Here is an 18,643-nt window from a genome sequence, read left to right as displayed (position 1 = left end):
GATTCTATGGAACTCGCCATACTTGAATGAATTTCCCAACGTAACTGACAATAGTCTGTCCATCTGGACTAATAGTAACACTTGTGGCATCAGGAAGTTTAGCAAGTAATTCTTGTGTCTGCAAATTCCAGATATTAATATCACCGCCACAACTAACAAATATTTTTCCATCTGCACTCAAAGTAAAACATCTCAATGGATCGGTATTACTAAATAATTTATGAATTTCTTTACCAGTTATCAAGTCCCATATTCTGATGAGTTTTGGCATATGATGGTCGCTAGTTATTAAAGTTCTTCCATTCGGACTAATTGTCAACAATACACGATTAGAATTATAGTCAAAAGTATCCTCTCCTACCAATGTGTAAATTTCACTTCCAGTTCTAAAATCCCAGATTTTTATAGGTTTATCATAACTAGCGCTTGCGAGGATGTTTGTATCTGCATTAATAGCGACAGAAGTTATACGTTGTAAATGTCCTTTGGTAATGTCAATATTTTGTTTATTTTCTAAATCCCAGACAATAATATTACCAGCTTCATTACCGCTAGCTAAGATTTTGCCATCAGAACTGAGAGCAATAGCGGTAATAGTATTACGCCTTCGAGTTCCAGAGTCCCACAATGGTTGTCCGCTAATAACATGACTTAATTGCTCAGTATTGATATTCCAAATTTCAGTTCTAATGGTCTTGTCATGTTGATAACCAACTATCGCCAACGTTTGAGCATCGGAACTGAAAGTTAAATATTCTGGGTATTCCCTCATTCTTGTACCAAAGGTTTTATTGATGGTGCGAAGACTTTTTCCTGTTTTCAAATCCCACTTTTTAAAATCTAGATAAGTCCCACCAACAATACTGCCATCTCTTTGAGGTTCTTCAAAAGAACTACCGCCAGCATCGCAACATACTAGGGTTTTACCATCGGGATGAATGGCGATCGCTGCATCATAATACTTATTAAGTTCAATTGTATAAACACACCCAAAAAACCGATAGGGATTAAATTCTAAGATTGCCTGTTTTACTTTTAATTCTGAGATATCCCGCAATAATTTATATGCTGCTAGCTGTACCTTTTTTGATGGGTCTTTTAAAGCCTGAATTACTAAATCCCAGCCTTCTTGTCTATAGTTAATGAGTTGCGAAAGCGCTAAAACGCGGTAATTTTCATCACTGTTAGCGAAACTTCGTTTTGCGCCTTCCAATCCGCCTAAAACTACACCATCGACTGGCGCAAAATTTTGCCCGCCAAGCACTGCATCATATTCTCCGGGTTGTTTGGTATTATCTGGCATCGCTTTTTACCTGTTGCTAATACCAGTGTTCCCAAATTTAAGCTATTTTGCACTTCGCTAATTTCTCTGCAAGCGCAGACAGGGTTCTGCAACCTGTCCAAAAGTCACCTAACCCCCAACCTATAAATGCACCGCCACGGGGTAGGTTTCCCACCGGCGCACTCAAATCGAATTTCAAATCATTCCAATACCGCCAACCACCTTGAGAAAACCATCCTACACCTTTACCAAACCGACACCATGCTTCCCAGTCGGGATTTGATGTACCGCCAACGATTTGCCAGATATGGGTTTGGACAACAAAGCCAAAGCGTCCCTTGCTATATTTTTGCCAGAGAGTTTCAATGGTGCTTAAGTCTGCACAAGGGAATTTTTCGATGTCTGATGGATCTAATAATCCTTGTGATTGGCGATCGCACACGCCGAGCATTATACTAGCAGTCTCTTGGTCTGCATCTTTCCAGTTTCCGGAAGCGAGCAAATTTTGCAAACGACTGTAGTTGAAATCAACCGCAGAGATTAATGGTATTTCAGTGTCTAGATGGGACTGCACTTTTGCTAATGCTTGTTGTCCCAGGAGTGACGATATTGTAGATTGCAACTTTTCCGAGTCAGTATTTACAATCTCAAACACCAACTTGGTACCGGCTTCGCCATACTTTAAGGCTTCTGCAACGGCGAGAATTTGTTGTTGTGGAGATGTGGCGCTGCTTAAACGTCGTTTAACACCTTCAATACCTCCTAAAACTACGCCATCTTTTGGAGGTGGTACTTGTCCGCCAAGCACAGCATCATATTCTCTTGGTTGATTGAGATTTTCTGACATTGCTGTTTTTATTTAGAAAATGCTTGCAATTTATCAATACAGCCTTGGTTTACTGCTTCTTTTAAAATATTTTTTGCTCCCCGTCGTTTAAAATAAAGTGCTGCATAATTACGTTGTATCTGCGTACCGTTGAACAGGTAATGTTGAATTCGGTCTTGACCTTGAGAAGTATCAACTAAGCCCAGTGTAAAGTCAACTAACTTGTAGGTGGCGCTAGTGCGGTCATTTTCTAGATTCTCCATTAGTGTATCGATATCGGACACTCCGCCAGCACGCGCCATCGCTACGAAAGCATCATATCTATCAATTTTATGACTATAGTCCTGAAGTATTTCTTGTACTATAGGTTCTGGTCGAGAAGCTAGTAGTGAATAAGCTGCTTGGCGTACTTTCCATAATTTATCGTCTAACGCCCAGATTACCAATTCCAAACCTGCTTCGCCATACTTGAGTGCTTCTTCTAATGCAGCGATTCTTTGTTCAATTACCGGATTTGCCAAGCGTCTTTTAACACCTTCTAGTCCTCCTAATACTACAGCACCAGGAGGCGCTTTTTCTTGACCGCCAAGGACAGCATCATAAACTCTTGGGCGATTGGTATTTTCTTTCATCAGGTTTTTAATGTTGAGCTTACTACTTAGTATTCCCAATCACTGAGGTGAGGCGATCGCACTTTTTTCTACCCTTATGGCATTCTCCAGATTTTAATAGTCCCATCTACACTACCGCTAACAAGAGTTTGCCCATCAGTGCTAATAGCGACAGAACTAACCGCATCTGTATGTCCGTTGAAAATGGCTTTTCCCCGTCCTGTCTGTAAGTCCCATACTTTGATTGTGCAATCCCCGCAACTACTAATCAAATTCTGCCCATCTGGACTGATAGCAACACAAGAAATTCTACCAGAATGGGCATTTATGGTAAATTTTTCTTCTCCTGTACGCAAAACCCAAACTTTAATAATGCTGTCGCTATCGCCACTAACCAAAGTTTCTCCATCTGGGCTAATTGCAATGGAGTTAACACGCTGAGAATGCGCTTTTAGGGTACGCATTAGTTCTCCTGTCTCCAAATTCCATATATCAATGCGATTGACATCATTAGCATCTACAAGAATTTGTTTATTTGGTGTAATAGCGAGACAATGACTATGGGTACTATGATGAGGTTTTTTCAGGGTACGCAGTTCCTGTTGTGTTTGTAAGTCGCAGACTAAAATCATTCGTTGTTTAGTAATGCTACAAGCCAGCAAGTGACCATCAGGACTAATAGCAAAGCTAGCAGTTGCTGACATAGGAGGCAAAAGGTTGATTTCGGAGGAAGAATCAGCATCGTTTTTATGAGTAGCAAAAGAGAGAATATCTTTTTGTGTACCTGTCTGCAAATTCCACAATTTGATTGTTTCTCGGCAACTAGTAAAAACGCTTTGCCCATCAGGACTGAAAACAACGGACTGAATATAGTCTGAATGCCCAACGAGATTTTTTATGAGATAACCTGTTCTTAAATCCCAAAGTTTTGTGACTTCACCGTTTTTCTTTACAAGATCACTACTACCCCCACTACAAAATGTTTGCCCATCAGGACTAATGGCGATAGATTTAACTTTAGAACGATGCCCCTCGTAACTATGAACTTGCTTTCCTGTCTGAATATTCCATACCCTGACGGTCTTATCATGACTACCACTAACTAATATTTGCCCATCAGGACTAATAGCAACATCTTTAACCCATCCTTGATGTCCTTCAAAGGTATAGATTTCTTGTTTAGTCTGTAAATCCCATACTTTAATAGTCTTGTCAGCACTACCACTAATAAGAGTTTGTTCATCCGGGCTGAAGGTAAGAGATTTAACCCAGTCTGAATGTCCTGACAAAATGGCAACTTCTTGTTTTGTTGACCAATTCCACAGCTTTATTGTTTCATTACAAGCACTAACTAAGGTCTGTCCATCGGGGCTAAAAGTTAAAGATTTACTCCCACTTGAACACCCAGTAGGGAGGGTGTAAAGTTCCTGTCCTGTCTGAAAACACCATAGCTTGAGAGTTACATCAGCACTTTTACTAACAATAGTTTGTCCATCAGGGTGAAAAGTAACAGCATAAACACAATCTGAATGACCATATAAAGTACGAAGTAAATTTCCCGTCTGCAAATCCCATACCTTAACAGTATTGTCTGCACAACCACCGATCAAAGTTCGGCCATCTGGACTAATAGCTATCGCCTGAACTCCACCAGAGTGTGCTGTGAGTGTACGGAGTTCCTGTTTTGTCTGGACATCCCAAAGTTTAATCGTCTGATCGTAACTACCACTTGCAAGAATCCGCCCATTAGGATGAATAGCAATAGAATTTACGCCTCTGGAATGTCCTTGCAAAGTATAGATTTCCTTTCTTTGTGATAAACTCCATAGTCTAATTGTGTTGTCAACACTGCAACTAAAAATAGTTTCTCCATCGGGACTGATGACTACGTTATTAACAACATTTGTGTGTCCACTGATTGTTTGCAGACATTCAAAAAGTAGCCAAGGATTATACTCGCGCAGTGCTTGTTTTACTCTTGGTTTTGTGCGATGCGGGAAAAGCAAATTTTCAGCAGTTTGCTGTACTTCTGGTGATACATCTGTCAAGGACTGAATTAGTAATTCTAAAGCTGCTTCTCCATACTTGAGTGCATTTTCTAGCGCTGTAATTCTTTGTTCAAAAGATACACTAGCTAAACGCTGTTTAACAGCATCTATCCCACCTAAAACAACGCCAGCAACAGGTGGTGTAACTTGGCCACCTAACACAGCATCATATTCTCTAGGTAGATTCTGATTTTCTGGCATTGCAATTTACCAAATTACGGTAATTTTTTTAACGAACCGCCGAGGCGCAGAGGACGCAGAGAGAAGATTATTTGAGTTTGGCGATCGCCCCCCTTTCTACTAACATTTTCCCCGTCACTAAATCTTTTACAGTTACTACTAATACCCGTTGTTCGTTGACTTCAAATTGTGCTTGTATTCTGTCTACTCCTGTTTGTCCTGGCGGTTCGAGATGGGCGACACATACTTGTTGATGATGAGTTTCTAATGAACGATAGCTATCTTGTTTTATTAACTGGCTACTCGTCATTCTGCCTTGAACATCGTAAGAAACTTCTGCTTGCGAAACTTCTGCAACTTCGCCAATATCAAGGCGAATTTCTCGCTGTCCTTCGGTGGCTACTTGCAAAGTTAAAGCTTCAGAACGCGCCCCTGGATACTTTGCTCCTTTTTCAATCAAGGTAAAATAAGAATAAGTTTTGCTGTGGGGTTCCCAAAGCCGAATCGCGTAACTGTGGCGCAGGTAATCATCAACTGCTGTCATTTCGCTTAATGCTAATGCGCCATGTGCCACAGCTTCAAAGGGTTTATCTAATTTAACTTTTTGTTTGCCGAAATAGGAAATTACTAGTTGTTGAATCGCCGGAATTTGACAAGTACCGCCGACTAATAAAACCTGTTCGATGGCAGATTTAGCGATACCTTTGGAAAGGGCGATCGCTAATACTTCATCTATCGCTTGTCTTAACTGTTCTAATAATTGTTGATTTTCTAAAATTTCGCCTAAATCGTCCCGATGTAACTGCAATTCATGGGACATAAAATTTTCATCATCAAACCAAGCTTCTTTAGCCTCATCTGTTGTCGAAAGTTGAATTTTTACCCTTTCTGCTACTTCCAATAAATTCATAAAACCGATTTCTCCTACTTCAGCGCGGGAGGAACCGATTTTTTGCAGATAATGTTCAACAATCCAATTATCGATATCTACACCGCCAATAAAAGCATCAGATTTAGCAAGAACTTCAGCGCGTACTGCTTGCTGTTCGGAAGCGACGCTGACAGTCCGTACTAAACTTAAATCCAACGTTCCGCCACCAAAATCGATTACCAAAACCACAGTACCAGGACGCTTAATGGCATAACCAAGGGCGGCGGCTGTTGATTCATCGACAATTTGCACTGCGGGAATATTTAGCTTATCGGCTAAATTGCGAAACCAATCAAGATATCGCTCAAATGCACCTACAGGAACGGTAAAGATTACGTGGCTTGGCTGCAATTGCTGTTCAATTTGTTGCCAAATTTCTAACAAAAACAGTTCGGAAATAATCTCCGCACTATAACTATTACCATCCAAAAGTCGGGGAGGCGGCACAAAATCTGCTGCTAAATCGCGTTTGAAAGCACGAAAACTGCGTTCCGGCTGGGCAAACCCCAAGCGTTTGGCACGTACAGATTCACCAAACAAAATGCTATTTTGCCCTTCCACAAACACCAAACTCGGCACCACGCTAACTTGTTCGCCCCCAACCTCGAACCGCCGCGACATCGAATCAAATCGCAACGTCCGTGGTTTTTGCGTAATCAAATCAGTCGTACAAACAACAGTATTGCTAGTACCAAAATCAATTATTACTGTAGTCATTAGTTATTGGTCATTTGTCATTTGTCATTTGTCATTGGGCATTGGGCATTGGGCATTGGGCATTGGTTATTCTCCCCCTGCCTCCCCTACCTCCCCTGCTTCCCCTGCCCCTCATCTTCCTACTTCCCCCCTCCCGGCAAACTCCGGCTAACCTTAGCAGGGCAAAGAATTCTTCCTTGATGCTGATAGCCAATAAATCGAATGTAAACTAATTCACCTTCGGTAATATCAGCATTGTCTGGTTGATGGAGTTGGGAATTATAAGGGACTTGTTGCCAAGGTTTGCCTATCTGTTCGTAACCCCATTTACTAAGAAGATTATCTAGAGGAGTAAACATCGAAAGCAGATTTTTTACGGGCAATTCTGGTTTAACACTCACCATTTGGTGGATGCTGGGATAGTTTGTTAACAATGTCTGCAATTGCTCAAATGTGGAAGTGCGAAATTCTTCTGTTAGTTGTAGACGTTGCTGTTGCAACTCTTCATGGAGTCGCACACCTTCTTGATGCAATGCGGCTTTTTCAGAAATAAGTTGCTGTATTTTTTGCTCTAATTCTAAGTATTTTTGTTGAGATGCTTGGAGTTCGTCTTCTAATAATTTAATTTGCGATCGCGCCAACTCTAACTTATCAATTCGCTTGTTTAGTTGAGAAGCGATCGCAGCGTTAATTACTGGAATAATCAAAAGTAACGCCAAAAATCCGATTGCGATCGCTAAAATACTTTCCAGAGAAAACATTCCGCTTCCGTGGATGTCTGAGATGATGTCTGCAAGCATTTGTATCTCTCCTATTGTTGTTTGAGAGACTGTTGTTCTGTTCCTGTCACGTTTTCTTCTCCCTCGTAATATTCAGGAAGCAGTTCTTGAGTTTCTACGTCTCCCAATGCATCTTCAATTCCAGATGTTGTGTTGGTACAACTTGTGCCAGAAGCACCAATCACCGTTTCCGTAATTTTTCCATCTTTACCGATGCGATACTCAATTTTTTGATACTCAGCCATAAATAAAATATCTATATTTTCAAGGTTTTCAAGCAATACGCAGTTATTCCGTTGTATCACTTTTGCTAGTTAACTGCAATTACCATCTGGCATTAGCACAAACAAATAAATGTGTAAGGGCTTTACTAATTTAGTAAAACAAATGTACTATTTTTGATGAGATTACACAAGCCTCAAAGAAACGAGTCAAGATTATGAGTGTGTTAATTGTTACAAATTATGGGCGATCGCAACTTGAGCAAGCTTGGAACAAAGTTTTTGGGAACCCTAATTAAGACTTGAAAGGTAAAGCAACATGACTGACAATCAAAATCAACCCAGAGATTATGATGCTGTACTTGGTGGACAATCGCCGCCTCCTATAGATGGAGTTGTTCTTGGAGGAATTGAGGGAATTAAGCGTTGTTTATCAAATCCTGTAGCTAATGTGCGAATTGCTGCACTTAGCGAAGCTTTGAAATATGGTAATGCAGGATTGGATATTTTGATTCAAGCGTTGCAAGATAAATCGAAATTAGTACAGCGTTTTGCTTATCGACTATTAAAACAAAGAGTAGAACCGCAAGTTATACAAGCTTTGCAAACATATAAACCTTGGAATTTGGAAGAAAGATTTAACGAGTATCAAGGGTATAAAGGAAATAATGCTACTCAATTTGCTAATCGGCAAGTTGTAGAACTTGATGCAAATGTAAATATTACTGAACCTAGCAAAAAAGCTTACGCACTTAGATGCGAGCATTATGAATATGATGATGACTTACCCAGTAAAATAAATAAACTTCAGGAACAACATAACGTCCAAAAATTAGAAGTCTTAGTTTTAGGTTTATGGGCAGAAGCAGCTGAAAATGTAGATTCAAGTAACGTTATAGCAGCTTTAGTTAATGCAAGAGAATATTTAACAAGTCTCAAAGCTGTTTTTATCGGTGATATTGCTTCTGATGAATTCGAGATTTCTTGGATTAGACAAAGTGATATAAGTCCTGTTTTACGGGCTTATCCCAAACTCGAAATTTTGCAAGTTCGTGGTGGCGACGGTTTACATTTTAGTCCACCAGTACGGCACAATCGCCTCAAAGCTTTAATTGTAGAAACTGGGGGATTAAGTCGGGATACCGTCGCACAAATTTGTAATATGAATCTGCCAGCATTAGAACATTTAGAATTATGGTTTGGCAGTGAAGATTACGGTGGAGACTGTTGGATTGAAGATATACATCCGATTATTTTTGAAGATAAGTTTCCCAACTTAACTTATTTAGGTTTACGCAATAGTCAATTTACTGATGAAATAGTCAGTGCTATTGTGACTTCTCCAATTATTAATTCTATCAGCGTACTTGACCTGTCGATGGGAACGTTGAGTGATACAGGTGCTGAAGAATTGCTGAATTGTGAGGCTATCAATTATCTTGACATTCTCAATGTTTCAGAAAGCTTTTTGTCTCAGGAAATGATTGAGAAATTATCTGGTTTGGATGTGCGTGTTTTGGCAAGTAATCAGAAAGAGGAAGATGATGATAGCTACATTCATGGTCGCTATTGTTCTGTAGCCGAGTAATTTATCGCTAGGTGTACCGTGTCTAATTTTAAATATGAATCTAATAAATTTAGGAAATCTTAGATGAATAATAATCAAAATCAACCCGGAGAATTTGATGCAGTACTTGGTGGAGAGGCGCAAAATCGAAATTATGCTGTAGTTTTGGGAGGAATTGAGGGAGTAAAAAATCGTCTCAATAACGAAGATTCTGAAATCAGAATTGCAGCCCTTGAAGATGCAGTTAAATATGGTGACGAAGGGGTTAATTTAATTATTAAAGCGTTACATGAACCTTCAGAAGAAATACATAATTGTGCGATTTGGTTACTACGCAAAGCTGGTATTAAAGGCAAACAAGCATTACTAGATTATAACCCTTGGTTAGTTTTAACGACATTTGAAGATTGGAGAGTAAATCATCATGTTAGTATTGATGATCCAATAGGTAGAGCATATCGTGTATATAGTGAATATGAATTATTGCGTTTATTTAGTAATTCACAAGCCAAATATATAGAAGCAATAAAATGTGAAATCAACTACAAACCTAAAAGTTGTCAAACAGCTTTTAAGAAAATTACTAACAGACTTGTTAATGCTAGTGGATTATTGACGAATTTGAAAGCCTTATTAATTGGTGATATCAACAATATCACAAATATGAGATACAGGAATTCAAGCATGATAGTCTGGAGTATTCACCCTCTATTAAAAGCCTATCCTAATTTAGAATTACTTCACATACGCGGACGAATGCTTGAGGAAAATATTCTCAAACATGAACTCAATATCCTACAAGTTCGTAAGCAACAAAATAATTCTCCTATTCCAATTAAGCTTTTAAGACATGAGAGATTAAAAACTTTGATTGTTGATGCGGATGGTATATCTGATGATAATCTTGCGAAAATTTGTAAATTAAATTTACCTTCTCTAGAATACTTTGAATTATGGCTAAGTAGAAGCAATTTAAGCAATATTAATATAGCTAGTTTAACTCCTGTGCTTTTGGGTAATTCTTTCCCTAATTTAGCGTATTTAGCAATCAGGAAATGCGGAAATATGAGCGAGGTTGCTCAGGCTATTGTTAATTCTCCAATTATGAAAAATTTGAGAATACTTGAATTAACAGATGGAAATATAAGTAATGGTGATGTTTTATTAAAGTCTTCAGCAGTTAATTGTCTGTACACTCTCAATGTTTCTGGAAATCGTTTACATAAAAGTGCAATTGAGCAACTTTCAAACTTGAAATGTCGAATAATTGCAGATTCTCAGTTTAGCGATCGCTATTACTCAGTCTGGGAATAAACTAAAGCTAAAATCATCATTTGTCAATCTATCAAAGTAGCGAATATAAAAATATAAACGATATACAATCCAAGATGAACAACAATCGAAATCAACCTAGAGAATATGATGCAGTGCTTGGTGGAGAACTACCTCCTCCTGTTAGCGGTGTGGTTTTGGGAGGACTTGAGGGCGTACAAAATCGGTTGCAAAGTTCGGTGCTTGAGGCGCAAGTTTCGGCACTTTCTGAGGCGTTGAATTATGGCGATGCAGGTTTAGAGATAGTAATTAAAGCCTTACATAATCAATCAGGACAGGTTAGATTATCAGCTTATAATATTTTGCGTAGGCGTAGCCCGTCGCAGACATCGCGTCCTGAAGCATCTGTAAAACAAGCACTGCAAGAGTTTAATATTTATGAGTTTTTTCGGTGCGATCGGACATTACAAGCATATTATCCACAAGTTCATTCTCTAGCTATTAGCCCAGACGGCAAAACTTTAGTATGTAGTGCAGGTGATAACCGCCATCAAAGTATCAATTCGCCAAAGGTTTGGAATTTAGAAACAGGAGAAGAAAAATTTGATTTGCGCTTTAATCATCATCACATTGGGGATATTAATTGGATAGCCATTAGTCCTGATGGAAAAAATATGGTTAGTGCTGGGGCAGATAAAGTTATCATGCTTTGGGATATAAGTAAGGGTAAATATCTGGGTAAATTAAGCAAGCATTCAACTCTAATTTATGCTTTGCCTATACACCCTAATGGAGAAAGCTTTTTTAGTGCAGATGGGAATGGACGTATTAAAGTTTGGGGTTGGAATTGGGGTGAAAAAATTGCTACTTTAGAAGGGCATTATCGCTCAATTTATGCTCTTTGCGTATCTCCTGATGGCAAATTGTTAATCAGTGGAGGCGAAGATAAAGATATTAGAATTTGGGACATAAATTCTAGACGTGAAATTTGGAAAATTCAAGGACATTCACAGTCAATTCGTTCCCTAGCAATTAGTCCAAATGGGCATTATTTGGTTAGTGGTAGTGACCAAAGAATCAAAATTTGGGATATGCAAACCGGAAAACAATTATTTTCTTTTTATGGTCATGCTGACTGGGTGCGTTCTATTGTATTCAGTCCTAACAGTCAAACTTTTTTAACTGCTGGCGACCAAAATATTAAAGTTTGGGATGTAACTTCAGGTAAGAAAATATTTTCATTTTCAGCACATACAGGATTAATTCGTTCATTAGCACTTAGTCCCGATGGGCAAACATTGGTAAGCGGTGGTGTAGATCACAAAGTAAAGGTATGGAGGTTTTAATGTCAGAGAGTTATAATCAATTTTTTATTAAACTAGAAAATTGGAAATACCAAGAATTTAATCCTCAAGTTGGTATTACAGACCCTATAAGTTATGCGTATGCGATTCAGTTTCAAACAGAAAATCGCAGCCAAAGTATAAATTTAGAACCTTTTAATAGGCTCTTGCAAGATACTCAAATTATTCAACTTCAAGCTTTGATTTGCAAAATAGGATATAGTTACTCTAATGATAATACTTCATTTGGAATTGTCTTAGAAGCCATCTGTGATGCTTGCGAACAACTGCCAAATCTGCAAGCATTATTTATCGGAGACACAGAACAACACGAATATCGCAAATCCAAACTCGCAATTTTTGATATTCGTCCGATTTTAGAAGCATTTCCTAACTTGCAATTACTAAAAGTCCGAGGTCAATTTTATCAGTACCTCTTAGAATGCGAATCTTTCAAGCATGAAAATCTCAAAACACTAATTATAGAAACAGCAGATATTAATTCTGACAATTTTGCTCAAATTTGCGCTTTGGAATTACCAAATTTAGAATACCTAGAATTATGGTTTGGTAGACAGCTATATCACTCAACATTTGTTATGGATGTATTAACGCCAATTTTAGGTGGTGAAAAATTTTCCAAGTTGGCTTATTTGGGACTTCGTAGCAGTGAATTTTCTGATCTGCTTGCAGAGACAATAGTGCAGTCACCAATTATTGAACGTCTTTTAGTGCTTGATTTATCAAAGGGAAATTTAAGCGATTATGGAGCAAAAGTTTTGTTAAATTGTCCAGCGATAAATCAACTTCATACCCTCAACATTTCTAACAATTGCGTATCAGCAAGTATGGTTCAGCAATTGTTACAGCTTAATTGTCAGGTGATTGCAGACGATCAAGAGGATGAAATCGAGAGAGGATGTGGAGGATCGCGATACTCTGCTTTGCATGAGTAATGAAGAATCTGAATTTGCCGATCGCTATTCTGCACTCCACGAATAAAGAATATATCATAAAATGCTAAACTTCATCCTCATCGCCAACCCTGAAAATCGCCGTGTCGGTTTCCTCCAACAAGCACTAACTCATTTCAACTTACCACCAGCTACCGTAATAGATTACGCAGACTTAATTTCCGGTAAACAAACCCTCGAACAATTCAACGCACCCAACACCATTATCCGCTTCGATTCTCCAGAAAAGAACTTTGATATCGATAAAGCCATCATCGCCGCAGGTTTCAATGTATCAGATAACGGACAACATCAACGTATCAGTCCTAGCAAAGCTATAGAATTAGAATTCGATAAAGGACGCATCCTTTACCCGCGACAGTGGTATTTAGGCTGGCGATATCTCTTGCAAAAATGGGAATCTCAACTTACTCCTCTTTTGGGTGACTTCATGAACCATCCGCAAGATATTGCTGTGATGTTTGACAAACCAGCCTGTCACGAAAGATTCAGCCATCATAATATCCCTGTTCCTCGTTCTCTAGGTAAAATTCACAACTACGAACATTTGCGCGAACAAATGCAAACCCAGGGAATAGAACGAGTATTCGTCAAACTTTCCCACGGTTCCGCCGCTTCTGGAGTTGTTGCTTATCGCGCAAATTCCCGTTTTGAATCAGCCATTACCACCGTAGAACGAGTGCGAGAAAATGGCGAAACTCTGCTTTACAACTCCCGAAAAATTAGCCACTACACCCGCCGCGAAGAAATCGCCGATATCATCAATATCTTGACAGCAGAAGGCGTACAAGTTGAAGAATGGCTACCCAAAGCGCATTTACAAGGATGCGGTTTTGATGTGCGTGTCGTGGTTATCAATGGGAAAGCACAGCATATCGTTGTTCGCCTTGGTAAAAGTCCGATGACAAATTTACATTTAGGGAATGAACGAGGAGATACAGAGGAATTTTTAGCAAAAGTTGGTGCAGAAAATTGGGAGATGATGAAGCGAACTTGCGAACAAGCAGCAGCGTTATTTCCTAATAGTTTGTATTGCGGAGTTGATTTATTGATTTTACCAGATTGGAAAAATCATGCGATTTTAGAGATTAATGCTTTTGGGGATTTATTACCAGGGATTTTATGGAATGGAATGGATACTTATACGAGTGAAATTAAGGCAGTTTTGGAACGAACCGCAGAGGCGCAGAGAACACAGAGAATAAAGAGAAATTTTTAATATGTTTAATATGAATCAAATCTTGGGATCTCATGATATCTTATTTATCACTCTAGACACACTGCGTTATGACGTAGCTAAAAATTTACTCATACAAAAACGTACTCCTAATTTAGAAAAAGTACTCTCTAAAACAGGCTGGGAAGAACGGCATTCACCTGGAAATTTCACTTACGCCGCGCATCATGCCTTTTTTGCCGGCTTTTTACCCACACCTATAACGCCAGGAATTCACCCCCGGATTTTTGCATTAGGATTTGAAGGAAGTACCACCACAACTGATAAAACTTGTGTGTTAGATAGTTCAAATATTGTTAGTGGATTAGCTGCTAAGGGATATCATACAGTTTGCATTGGTGGTGTAGGTTTTTTTAACAAACGCAATCCTTTAGGTAACGTAATTCCTTCGATGTTTGCTGAAAGTTACTGGAGTCCAGAGTTAGGTGTTACTAACCCAAAATCTACAGAAAATCAGGTAAATCTAGCGCAACAAATTTTAGAAAAAACGCCACATAACCAACGGATATTTTTATTTATCAATATTTCGGCTTTGCATCAACCAAATTACTTTTACCTTCCCAACCCAAAGGATAAAATCGACACCATTGAATCTCACGCCGCAGCTTTGGAATATGTAGATGGTCAATTAGCCAAACTCTGGAATATTATACGCCAAAGACATTCTACTTTTTGCATTCTGTGTTCCGACCACGGGACAACTTATGGTGAAGATGGTTACACTGGACATCGACTTAGCCATCCTGCTGTTTGGACTGTTCCCTATGCAGAGTTTATTTTATGAAAACCTCACACAAAGGCGCATACTTCGACTTCGCTCAGTAACCAGAGGCGCAAAGAATTTCTCTGTGTCTCTGCGTCTCTGCGTGAAACTTAATTTTTTCTTTTAAATCCTATGCTAACAATTCAAAATCTCAAATCTAAAATTGCCCAGTCTCCGTATCAAGCATACGTTTATTCTTATCCCCACAAAACAGCTTATCGTCCTTTAACGCCACCGATATATCTCCCGGAACTTTGGACGCAGCAAGATAGACAGGCGCTATTTCTTTACATACACATACCGTTTTGTGAAATGCGTTGTGGTTTCTGCAACTTGTTTACCACAGTCAGCCACAATGAAGATTTTATCAGTCAATATGTCCGCACGTTACAGCGACAGGCGCAACGGATGAAAGCGGTGTTGGGTGATGCGTCATTTGCGAGGTTTGCTATCGGTGGCGGAACTCCAACTCAATTACCCATTGGACACCTCGAAACTGTTCTCGATATCGCTGAAAATACGATGGGTGCGAAATTACAGGAAATTCCCATTTCTGTGGAAGTTTCACCAGAAACCGCAACTGAGGAGAAGTTAAAACTGTTGCGATCGCACTCTATCGATCGTGTTAGCATTGGTGTCCAAAGTTTCATCGAGTCAGAAGTCTTAGCAACCCAGCGCCGTCAATCTAATACTCAAGTAGAAGCAGCTTTGGCAAGGATAAAAGAAGCTGAATTTCCGACTTTGAATATTGACCTAATCTACGGTTTACCCGGTCAAACTATCAATACTTGGTTGCAATCAATACATACTGCTTTGCGCTTTCAACCAGAAGAAATCTATCTGTATCCCTTGTATGTACGGCCGTTAACAGGTTTGGGACGCACAGATAAAGAATGGGACGATATTCGTTTAGCTTGTTACCGCGAAGGGCGATCGCTATTATTGTCACAAGGATATACGCAAGTTTCCATGCGGATGTTTCGACGGGTGGAAGAGGGACAAGGGGGACAAGGTAGACAAGGTAGCAATATCTCTCTCTTGTCTCCCCCCTCTTCCTTGTCTCCCTCATCTCCCCCCTCTCCCGTTTACTGCTGTCAAGCAGACGGGATGATTGGTTTAGGTTGTGGCGCACGTTCCTACACCAATACTTTGCACTACTCCAACGAATATGCAGTGGGAGCAAAGGGAATCAGCGAGATTTTACAAGCATATATTCAAACAGCAGATGAGTCATTTGACTACGCGCACTATGGCTTTCAGCTAAATGCTGAAGAACAACGTCGGCGGTATATTTTGTTATCTTTGCTTTCCGATGAAGGATTAAATTTTGTTAGTTATCGCCAGCAATTTGGTAGTGAAGTTTACGCTGATTTTCCAGAATTTTCAGAACTGCTTGCTTTGAATTTGGCGATAAAAGATGAGGATATTTTGCAGTTAACTGAATTTGGCATTGAGCGTTCTGACACTATTGGCGCGTGGTTATTTTCTGAGAAAGTGCAGGAATTAATGCAGGATTATGAATTGAAATAGTAGGGGTTCAAAAATATTTGTAGAGAAGCGATTAATCACGTTTCTATGCATATTTACATTACATCTACCATTAAGAAAAATATGACAAGCAATCAAAATCAACCCGGAGAATTTGATGCAGTACTCGGAGGAGAAGCACCGCCACCAGTACAAGGTGTTGTTTTAGGTGGGATTGAAGGTGTTAAAAGGCGCTTATCTAGTTCCAATATTGAAGTTGGAATTACATCTGTCAGTGAAGCATTAAACTATGGCGATGCAGGATTATATTTGCTAATTGAAGCTTTAAAAAATAAATCTAGAACAGTTCAAAAAGCAGCATTGAAAATTTTAAAGGATATAGAATACCCGCAAGTAGAATTAGCTTTAAAAAATTACCAATTTTGGAGGAGTTTTGAGAAAGTCTACAGCATTTATTGTGGTTATTCAACTACATTCGCTAACCGGAAAGTGATTGAATTTTATCCTACCACTAAGATTAGTGACACAGTTGATATAGCTTACGCTTTAAGGATTATCCCAGCAGAACGCTATGGAAAACCCGTTATGAGTAGTGTAGACAAGCTACAAATATTGTTGCAAAGTCCTCTTGCTAATCAGATTGAAGCTTTGGTATTCGGATTGTGGTACACAGGTTCTTTAGAAGATTACACTTTCCGTCCTGTTATGGATGCATTACTTAATGCTCATGAACAACTTAGTAACATTAAAGCTTTATTTATAGGAGATGTTAATGATTATGAATTGGGTTACTTGCCACTTGTATACAGTAATTTCAGTTATATTTTGTTAGCTTATCCACAATTAGAAGTATTAAAGATTCGCTGCAATAGTTCTTCGAGGTATTATAAATACTTAACCGGGCTACAATTCATTCCAGTTAAACATGAAAATTTAAAAGCAATTATTATCGAATCATATGGATTTTACCATTATGATGTGCTTGATGAAATTTGCCAACTAGAATTACCAGCCTTGGAATACCTTGAATTATGGCTTGACTCAAGTAATTGGGTGTATGACTTTGTTATTAAATTCATCACAGATTGTCATCATATATTTCCAAAACTTAAATATTTAGGATTACGTAATTGTTACTGTTCAGATGAACTTGCTTGTGCTATAGTAGATTCTCAAATTCTTGAAAATTTACTAGAACTAGATATTTCAATTGGAAATTTAGGATATGAGGGTGCAGAATGTTTACTTAATTCTCTATCTGTTCGTCAGCTAGATACTCTTGATATTAGTGATAACTGTTTAACTGGTGATCTTATTGAAAAATTTAATCAATTAAATATTAAAGTTATTGCCGACAGACAAAAAACACCATATAGATATTATTCTGCCACCGAATAATCAAATTTAACTAATATTGAATAATAACTATTACTATGCACCTCACTATCCTCTATCGCGGCCCTTTAATCAGCTGCAACTACGGCTGTGAATATTGCCCCTTTGCCAAACGCCAACAAACAGCCGCCGAATTAGCAATCGATAAACAATCTTTAGAACGGTTTGTCAATTGGATTTCCCAACATCCCCAACATCAATTTTCAATTATTTTTACTCCTTGGGGAGAAGCACTAATCCATTCTTGGTATCAACAAGCGCTGATAAAATTAACGCAATTGCCCAATGTTAATAAAGCTGCAATTCAAACTAATCTCTCTTGTCAGCTAGATTGGGTAGAGGAATGTAACAAAGATAAATTGGCGCTTTGGGCAACTTTTCATTCAGAATGGGTGTCACGCGATCGCTTTTTAGCAAAATGCCTTAACTTAGATTCTAAAAATGTTAAATTTAGCGTTGGAGTTGTCGGTTTTCCCAAGTTTAAAACAGAAATAGCCGCTTTACGCCAGGAGTTACCAAGCCACATTTATTTGTGGATTAATGCTGTGAAAGGTGAACTTCCTAATTTACCGCTAGCAGACAAGGGTTTTTTTCAATCTATCGACCCGTTATATGAATTAAATACTCATCATTATTCTAGCTTTGGGCATTCTTGCCGGGCTGGGAAATCAGCGATTTCTGTTGATGGTGACGGTACAATGCGTCGCTGTCATTTTATTAAGGAACCAATTGGCAATATTTATGATAGTGAATGGCAAACAGCTTTGTTGAATCGAGCTTGTAGCAACCAAACTTGTCACTGTTATATTGGTTACGTTAATCTAGATTATTTAAAGATGGATGAATTATTTGGTTCTGGTATTTTAGAAAGAATTCCTGATAAATGGCCTATGAAAATGTAAGGATATGAGGTAATTATTTTAGGTTATTGACATGAACAATTGCTATAAGAAGTACACTGTTATTGATTCCTTACAATAAAAAATAAGCCACATTATCATTGAGGGTACTGCCAACCCCAACCCTTTGG

At 38.7% G+C, this 18,643-nt stretch carries 16 protein-coding genes; 9 read left to right on the top strand and 7 right to left on the bottom strand.

What is annotated here, in order from left to right; translation table 11 throughout:
- Positions 1 to 4 precede the first annotated feature (4 nt).
- From RM368_RS14305 to RM368_RS14275, 7 genes are all read right to left on the bottom strand, one after another.
- The gene (locus RM368_RS14305; RefSeq protein WP_322694670.1) at positions 5 to 1,303 is read right to left on the bottom strand and encodes a WD40 repeat domain-containing protein; all 1,299 of its coding nucleotides are present in this window, start codon (positions 1,301 to 1,303) and stop codon (positions 5 to 7) included.
- A gap of 37 nt (positions 1,304 to 1,340) precedes the next feature.
- Positions 1,341 to 2,129: a GUN4 domain-containing protein gene (locus tag RM368_RS14300; RefSeq protein ID WP_322694669.1), complete on the bottom strand. Its 789-nt coding sequence runs from the start codon at positions 2,127 to 2,129 to the stop codon at positions 1,341 to 1,343.
- A gap of 8 nt (positions 2,130 to 2,137) precedes the next feature.
- Positions 2,138 to 2,740 (bottom strand): hypothetical protein, encoded by a 603-nt coding sequence (locus tag RM368_RS14295; protein ID WP_322694668.1) that lies wholly within the window; start codon positions 2,738 to 2,740, stop codon positions 2,138 to 2,140.
- A gap of 74 nt (positions 2,741 to 2,814) precedes the next feature.
- The gene (locus tag RM368_RS14290; RefSeq protein ID WP_322694667.1) at positions 2,815 to 4,968 is read right to left on the bottom strand and encodes a hypothetical protein; all 2,154 of its coding nucleotides are present in this window, start codon (positions 4,966 to 4,968) and stop codon (positions 2,815 to 2,817) included.
- 67 nt (positions 4,969 to 5,035) lie between these two features.
- Complete coding sequence (locus tag RM368_RS14285; protein WP_322694666.1) at positions 5,036 to 6,595, bottom strand: Hsp70 family protein; 1,560 nt, start codon at positions 6,593 to 6,595, stop codon at positions 5,036 to 5,038.
- A gap of 119 nt (positions 6,596 to 6,714) precedes the next feature.
- Positions 6,715 to 7,374 carry a hypothetical protein gene (locus tag RM368_RS14280; RefSeq protein WP_322694665.1) on the bottom strand — a complete coding sequence of 220 codons (660 nt, stop codon included), beginning with the start codon at positions 7,372 to 7,374 and terminating at the stop codon, positions 6,715 to 6,717.
- Between the two features lie 11 nt (positions 7,375 to 7,385).
- Positions 7,386 to 7,598 (bottom strand): DUF2997 domain-containing protein, encoded by a 213-nt coding sequence (locus tag RM368_RS14275; RefSeq protein WP_322694664.1) that lies wholly within the window; start codon positions 7,596 to 7,598, stop codon positions 7,386 to 7,388.
- A gap of 295 nt (positions 7,599 to 7,893) precedes the next feature.
- On the opposite strand from RM368_RS14275, the gene RM368_RS14270 reads away from it, so the two are divergent.
- The 9 genes from RM368_RS14270 (at position 7,894) to RM368_RS14230 (ending at position 18,515) form a co-directional block, all read left to right on the top strand.
- Positions 7,894 to 9,162, top strand: a complete 1,269-nt coding sequence (locus tag RM368_RS14270) for an STM4015 family protein (protein WP_322694663.1) — start codon at positions 7,894 to 7,896, stop codon at positions 9,160 to 9,162.
- 63 nt (positions 9,163 to 9,225) lie between these two features.
- The gene (locus tag RM368_RS14265) at positions 9,226 to 10,455 is read left to right on the top strand and encodes a hypothetical protein (protein ID WP_322694662.1); all 1,230 of its coding nucleotides are present in this window, start codon (positions 9,226 to 9,228) and stop codon (positions 10,453 to 10,455) included.
- 74 nt (positions 10,456 to 10,529) lie between these two features.
- Positions 10,530 to 11,759 carry a WD40 repeat domain-containing protein gene (locus RM368_RS14260; protein ID WP_322694661.1) on the top strand — a complete coding sequence of 410 codons (1,230 nt, stop codon included), beginning with the start codon at positions 10,530 to 10,532 and terminating at the stop codon, positions 11,757 to 11,759.
- On the top strand, positions 11,759 to 12,712 hold the full coding sequence (locus RM368_RS14255; protein WP_322694660.1) for a HEAT repeat domain-containing protein: 954 nt from the start codon (positions 11,759 to 11,761) through the stop codon (positions 12,710 to 12,712). Before RM368_RS14260 ends, RM368_RS14255 begins: the two co-directional genes overlap by 1 nt.
- A gap of 61 nt (positions 12,713 to 12,773) precedes the next feature.
- Positions 12,774 to 13,949, top strand: coding sequence for an STM4014 family protein (locus RM368_RS14250; RefSeq protein WP_322694659.1), 1,176 nt, complete (start codon positions 12,774 to 12,776; stop codon positions 13,947 to 13,949).
- Between the two features lies 1 nt (position 13,950).
- Positions 13,951 to 14,751, top strand: a complete 801-nt coding sequence (locus RM368_RS14245; protein ID WP_322694658.1) for an STM4013/SEN3800 family hydrolase — start codon at positions 13,951 to 13,953, stop codon at positions 14,749 to 14,751.
- 111 nt (positions 14,752 to 14,862) lie between these two features.
- Positions 14,863 to 16,260 carry an STM4012 family radical SAM protein gene (locus RM368_RS14240; protein ID WP_322694657.1) on the top strand — a complete coding sequence of 466 codons (1,398 nt, stop codon included), beginning with the start codon at positions 14,863 to 14,865 and terminating at the stop codon, positions 16,258 to 16,260.
- 81 nt (positions 16,261 to 16,341) lie between these two features.
- Positions 16,342 to 17,616, top strand: coding sequence for a hypothetical protein (locus RM368_RS14235; protein WP_322694656.1), 1,275 nt, complete (start codon positions 16,342 to 16,344; stop codon positions 17,614 to 17,616).
- 35 nt (positions 17,617 to 17,651) lie between these two features.
- Positions 17,652 to 18,515, top strand: coding sequence for an STM4011 family radical SAM protein (locus RM368_RS14230; protein WP_322694655.1), 864 nt, complete (start codon positions 17,652 to 17,654; stop codon positions 18,513 to 18,515).
- Positions 18,516 to 18,643: the final 128 nt, after the last annotated feature.

The organism is Nostoc sp. DedSLP03 (genome assembly GCF_034530815.1).
Lineage (GTDB): Bacteria > Cyanobacteriota > Cyanobacteriia > Cyanobacteriales > Nostocaceae > Nostoc.
This window is presented reverse-complemented; position numbering and strand designations above follow the sequence as displayed.

Bases quoted from the DNA above. Each gene is read 5' to 3' on its own strand.
- RM368_RS14305 (WP_322694670.1), bottom strand. From the start codon at position 1,303: ATGCCAGATAATACCAAACAACCCGGAGAATATGATGCAGTGCTTGGC.
- RM368_RS14300 (WP_322694669.1), bottom strand. From the start codon at position 2,129: ATGTCAGAAAATCTCAATCAACCAAGAGAATATGATGCTGTGCTTGGC.
- RM368_RS14295 (WP_322694668.1), bottom strand. From the start codon at position 2,740: ATGAAAGAAAATACCAATCGCCCAAGAGTTTATGATGCTGTCCTTGGC.
- RM368_RS14290 (WP_322694667.1), bottom strand. From the start codon at position 4,968: ATGCCAGAAAATCAGAATCTACCTAGAGAATATGATGCTGTGTTAGGT.
- RM368_RS14285 (WP_322694666.1), bottom strand. From the start codon at position 6,595: ATGACTACAGTAATAATTGATTTTGGTACTAGCAATACTGTTGTTTGT.
- RM368_RS14280 (WP_322694665.1), bottom strand. From the start codon at position 7,374: ATGCTTGCAGACATCATCTCAGACATCCACGGAAGCGGAATGTTTTCT.
- RM368_RS14275 (WP_322694664.1), bottom strand. From the start codon at position 7,598: ATGGCTGAGTATCAAAAAATTGAGTATCGCATCGGTAAAGATGGAAAA.
- RM368_RS14270 (WP_322694663.1), top strand. From the start codon at position 7,894: ATGACTGACAATCAAAATCAACCCAGAGATTATGATGCTGTACTTGGT.
- RM368_RS14265 (WP_322694662.1), top strand. From the start codon at position 9,226: ATGAATAATAATCAAAATCAACCCGGAGAATTTGATGCAGTACTTGGT.
- RM368_RS14260 (WP_322694661.1), top strand. From the start codon at position 10,530: ATGAACAACAATCGAAATCAACCTAGAGAATATGATGCAGTGCTTGGT.
- RM368_RS14255 (WP_322694660.1), top strand. From the start codon at position 11,759: ATGTCAGAGAGTTATAATCAATTTTTTATTAAACTAGAAAATTGGAAA.
- RM368_RS14250 (WP_322694659.1), top strand. From the start codon at position 12,774: ATGCTAAACTTCATCCTCATCGCCAACCCTGAAAATCGCCGTGTCGGT.
- RM368_RS14245 (WP_322694658.1), top strand. From the start codon at position 13,951: ATGTTTAATATGAATCAAATCTTGGGATCTCATGATATCTTATTTATC.
- RM368_RS14240 (WP_322694657.1), top strand. From the start codon at position 14,863: ATGCTAACAATTCAAAATCTCAAATCTAAAATTGCCCAGTCTCCGTAT.
- RM368_RS14235 (WP_322694656.1), top strand. From the start codon at position 16,342: ATGACAAGCAATCAAAATCAACCCGGAGAATTTGATGCAGTACTCGGA.
- RM368_RS14230 (WP_322694655.1), top strand. From the start codon at position 17,652: ATGCACCTCACTATCCTCTATCGCGGCCCTTTAATCAGCTGCAACTAC.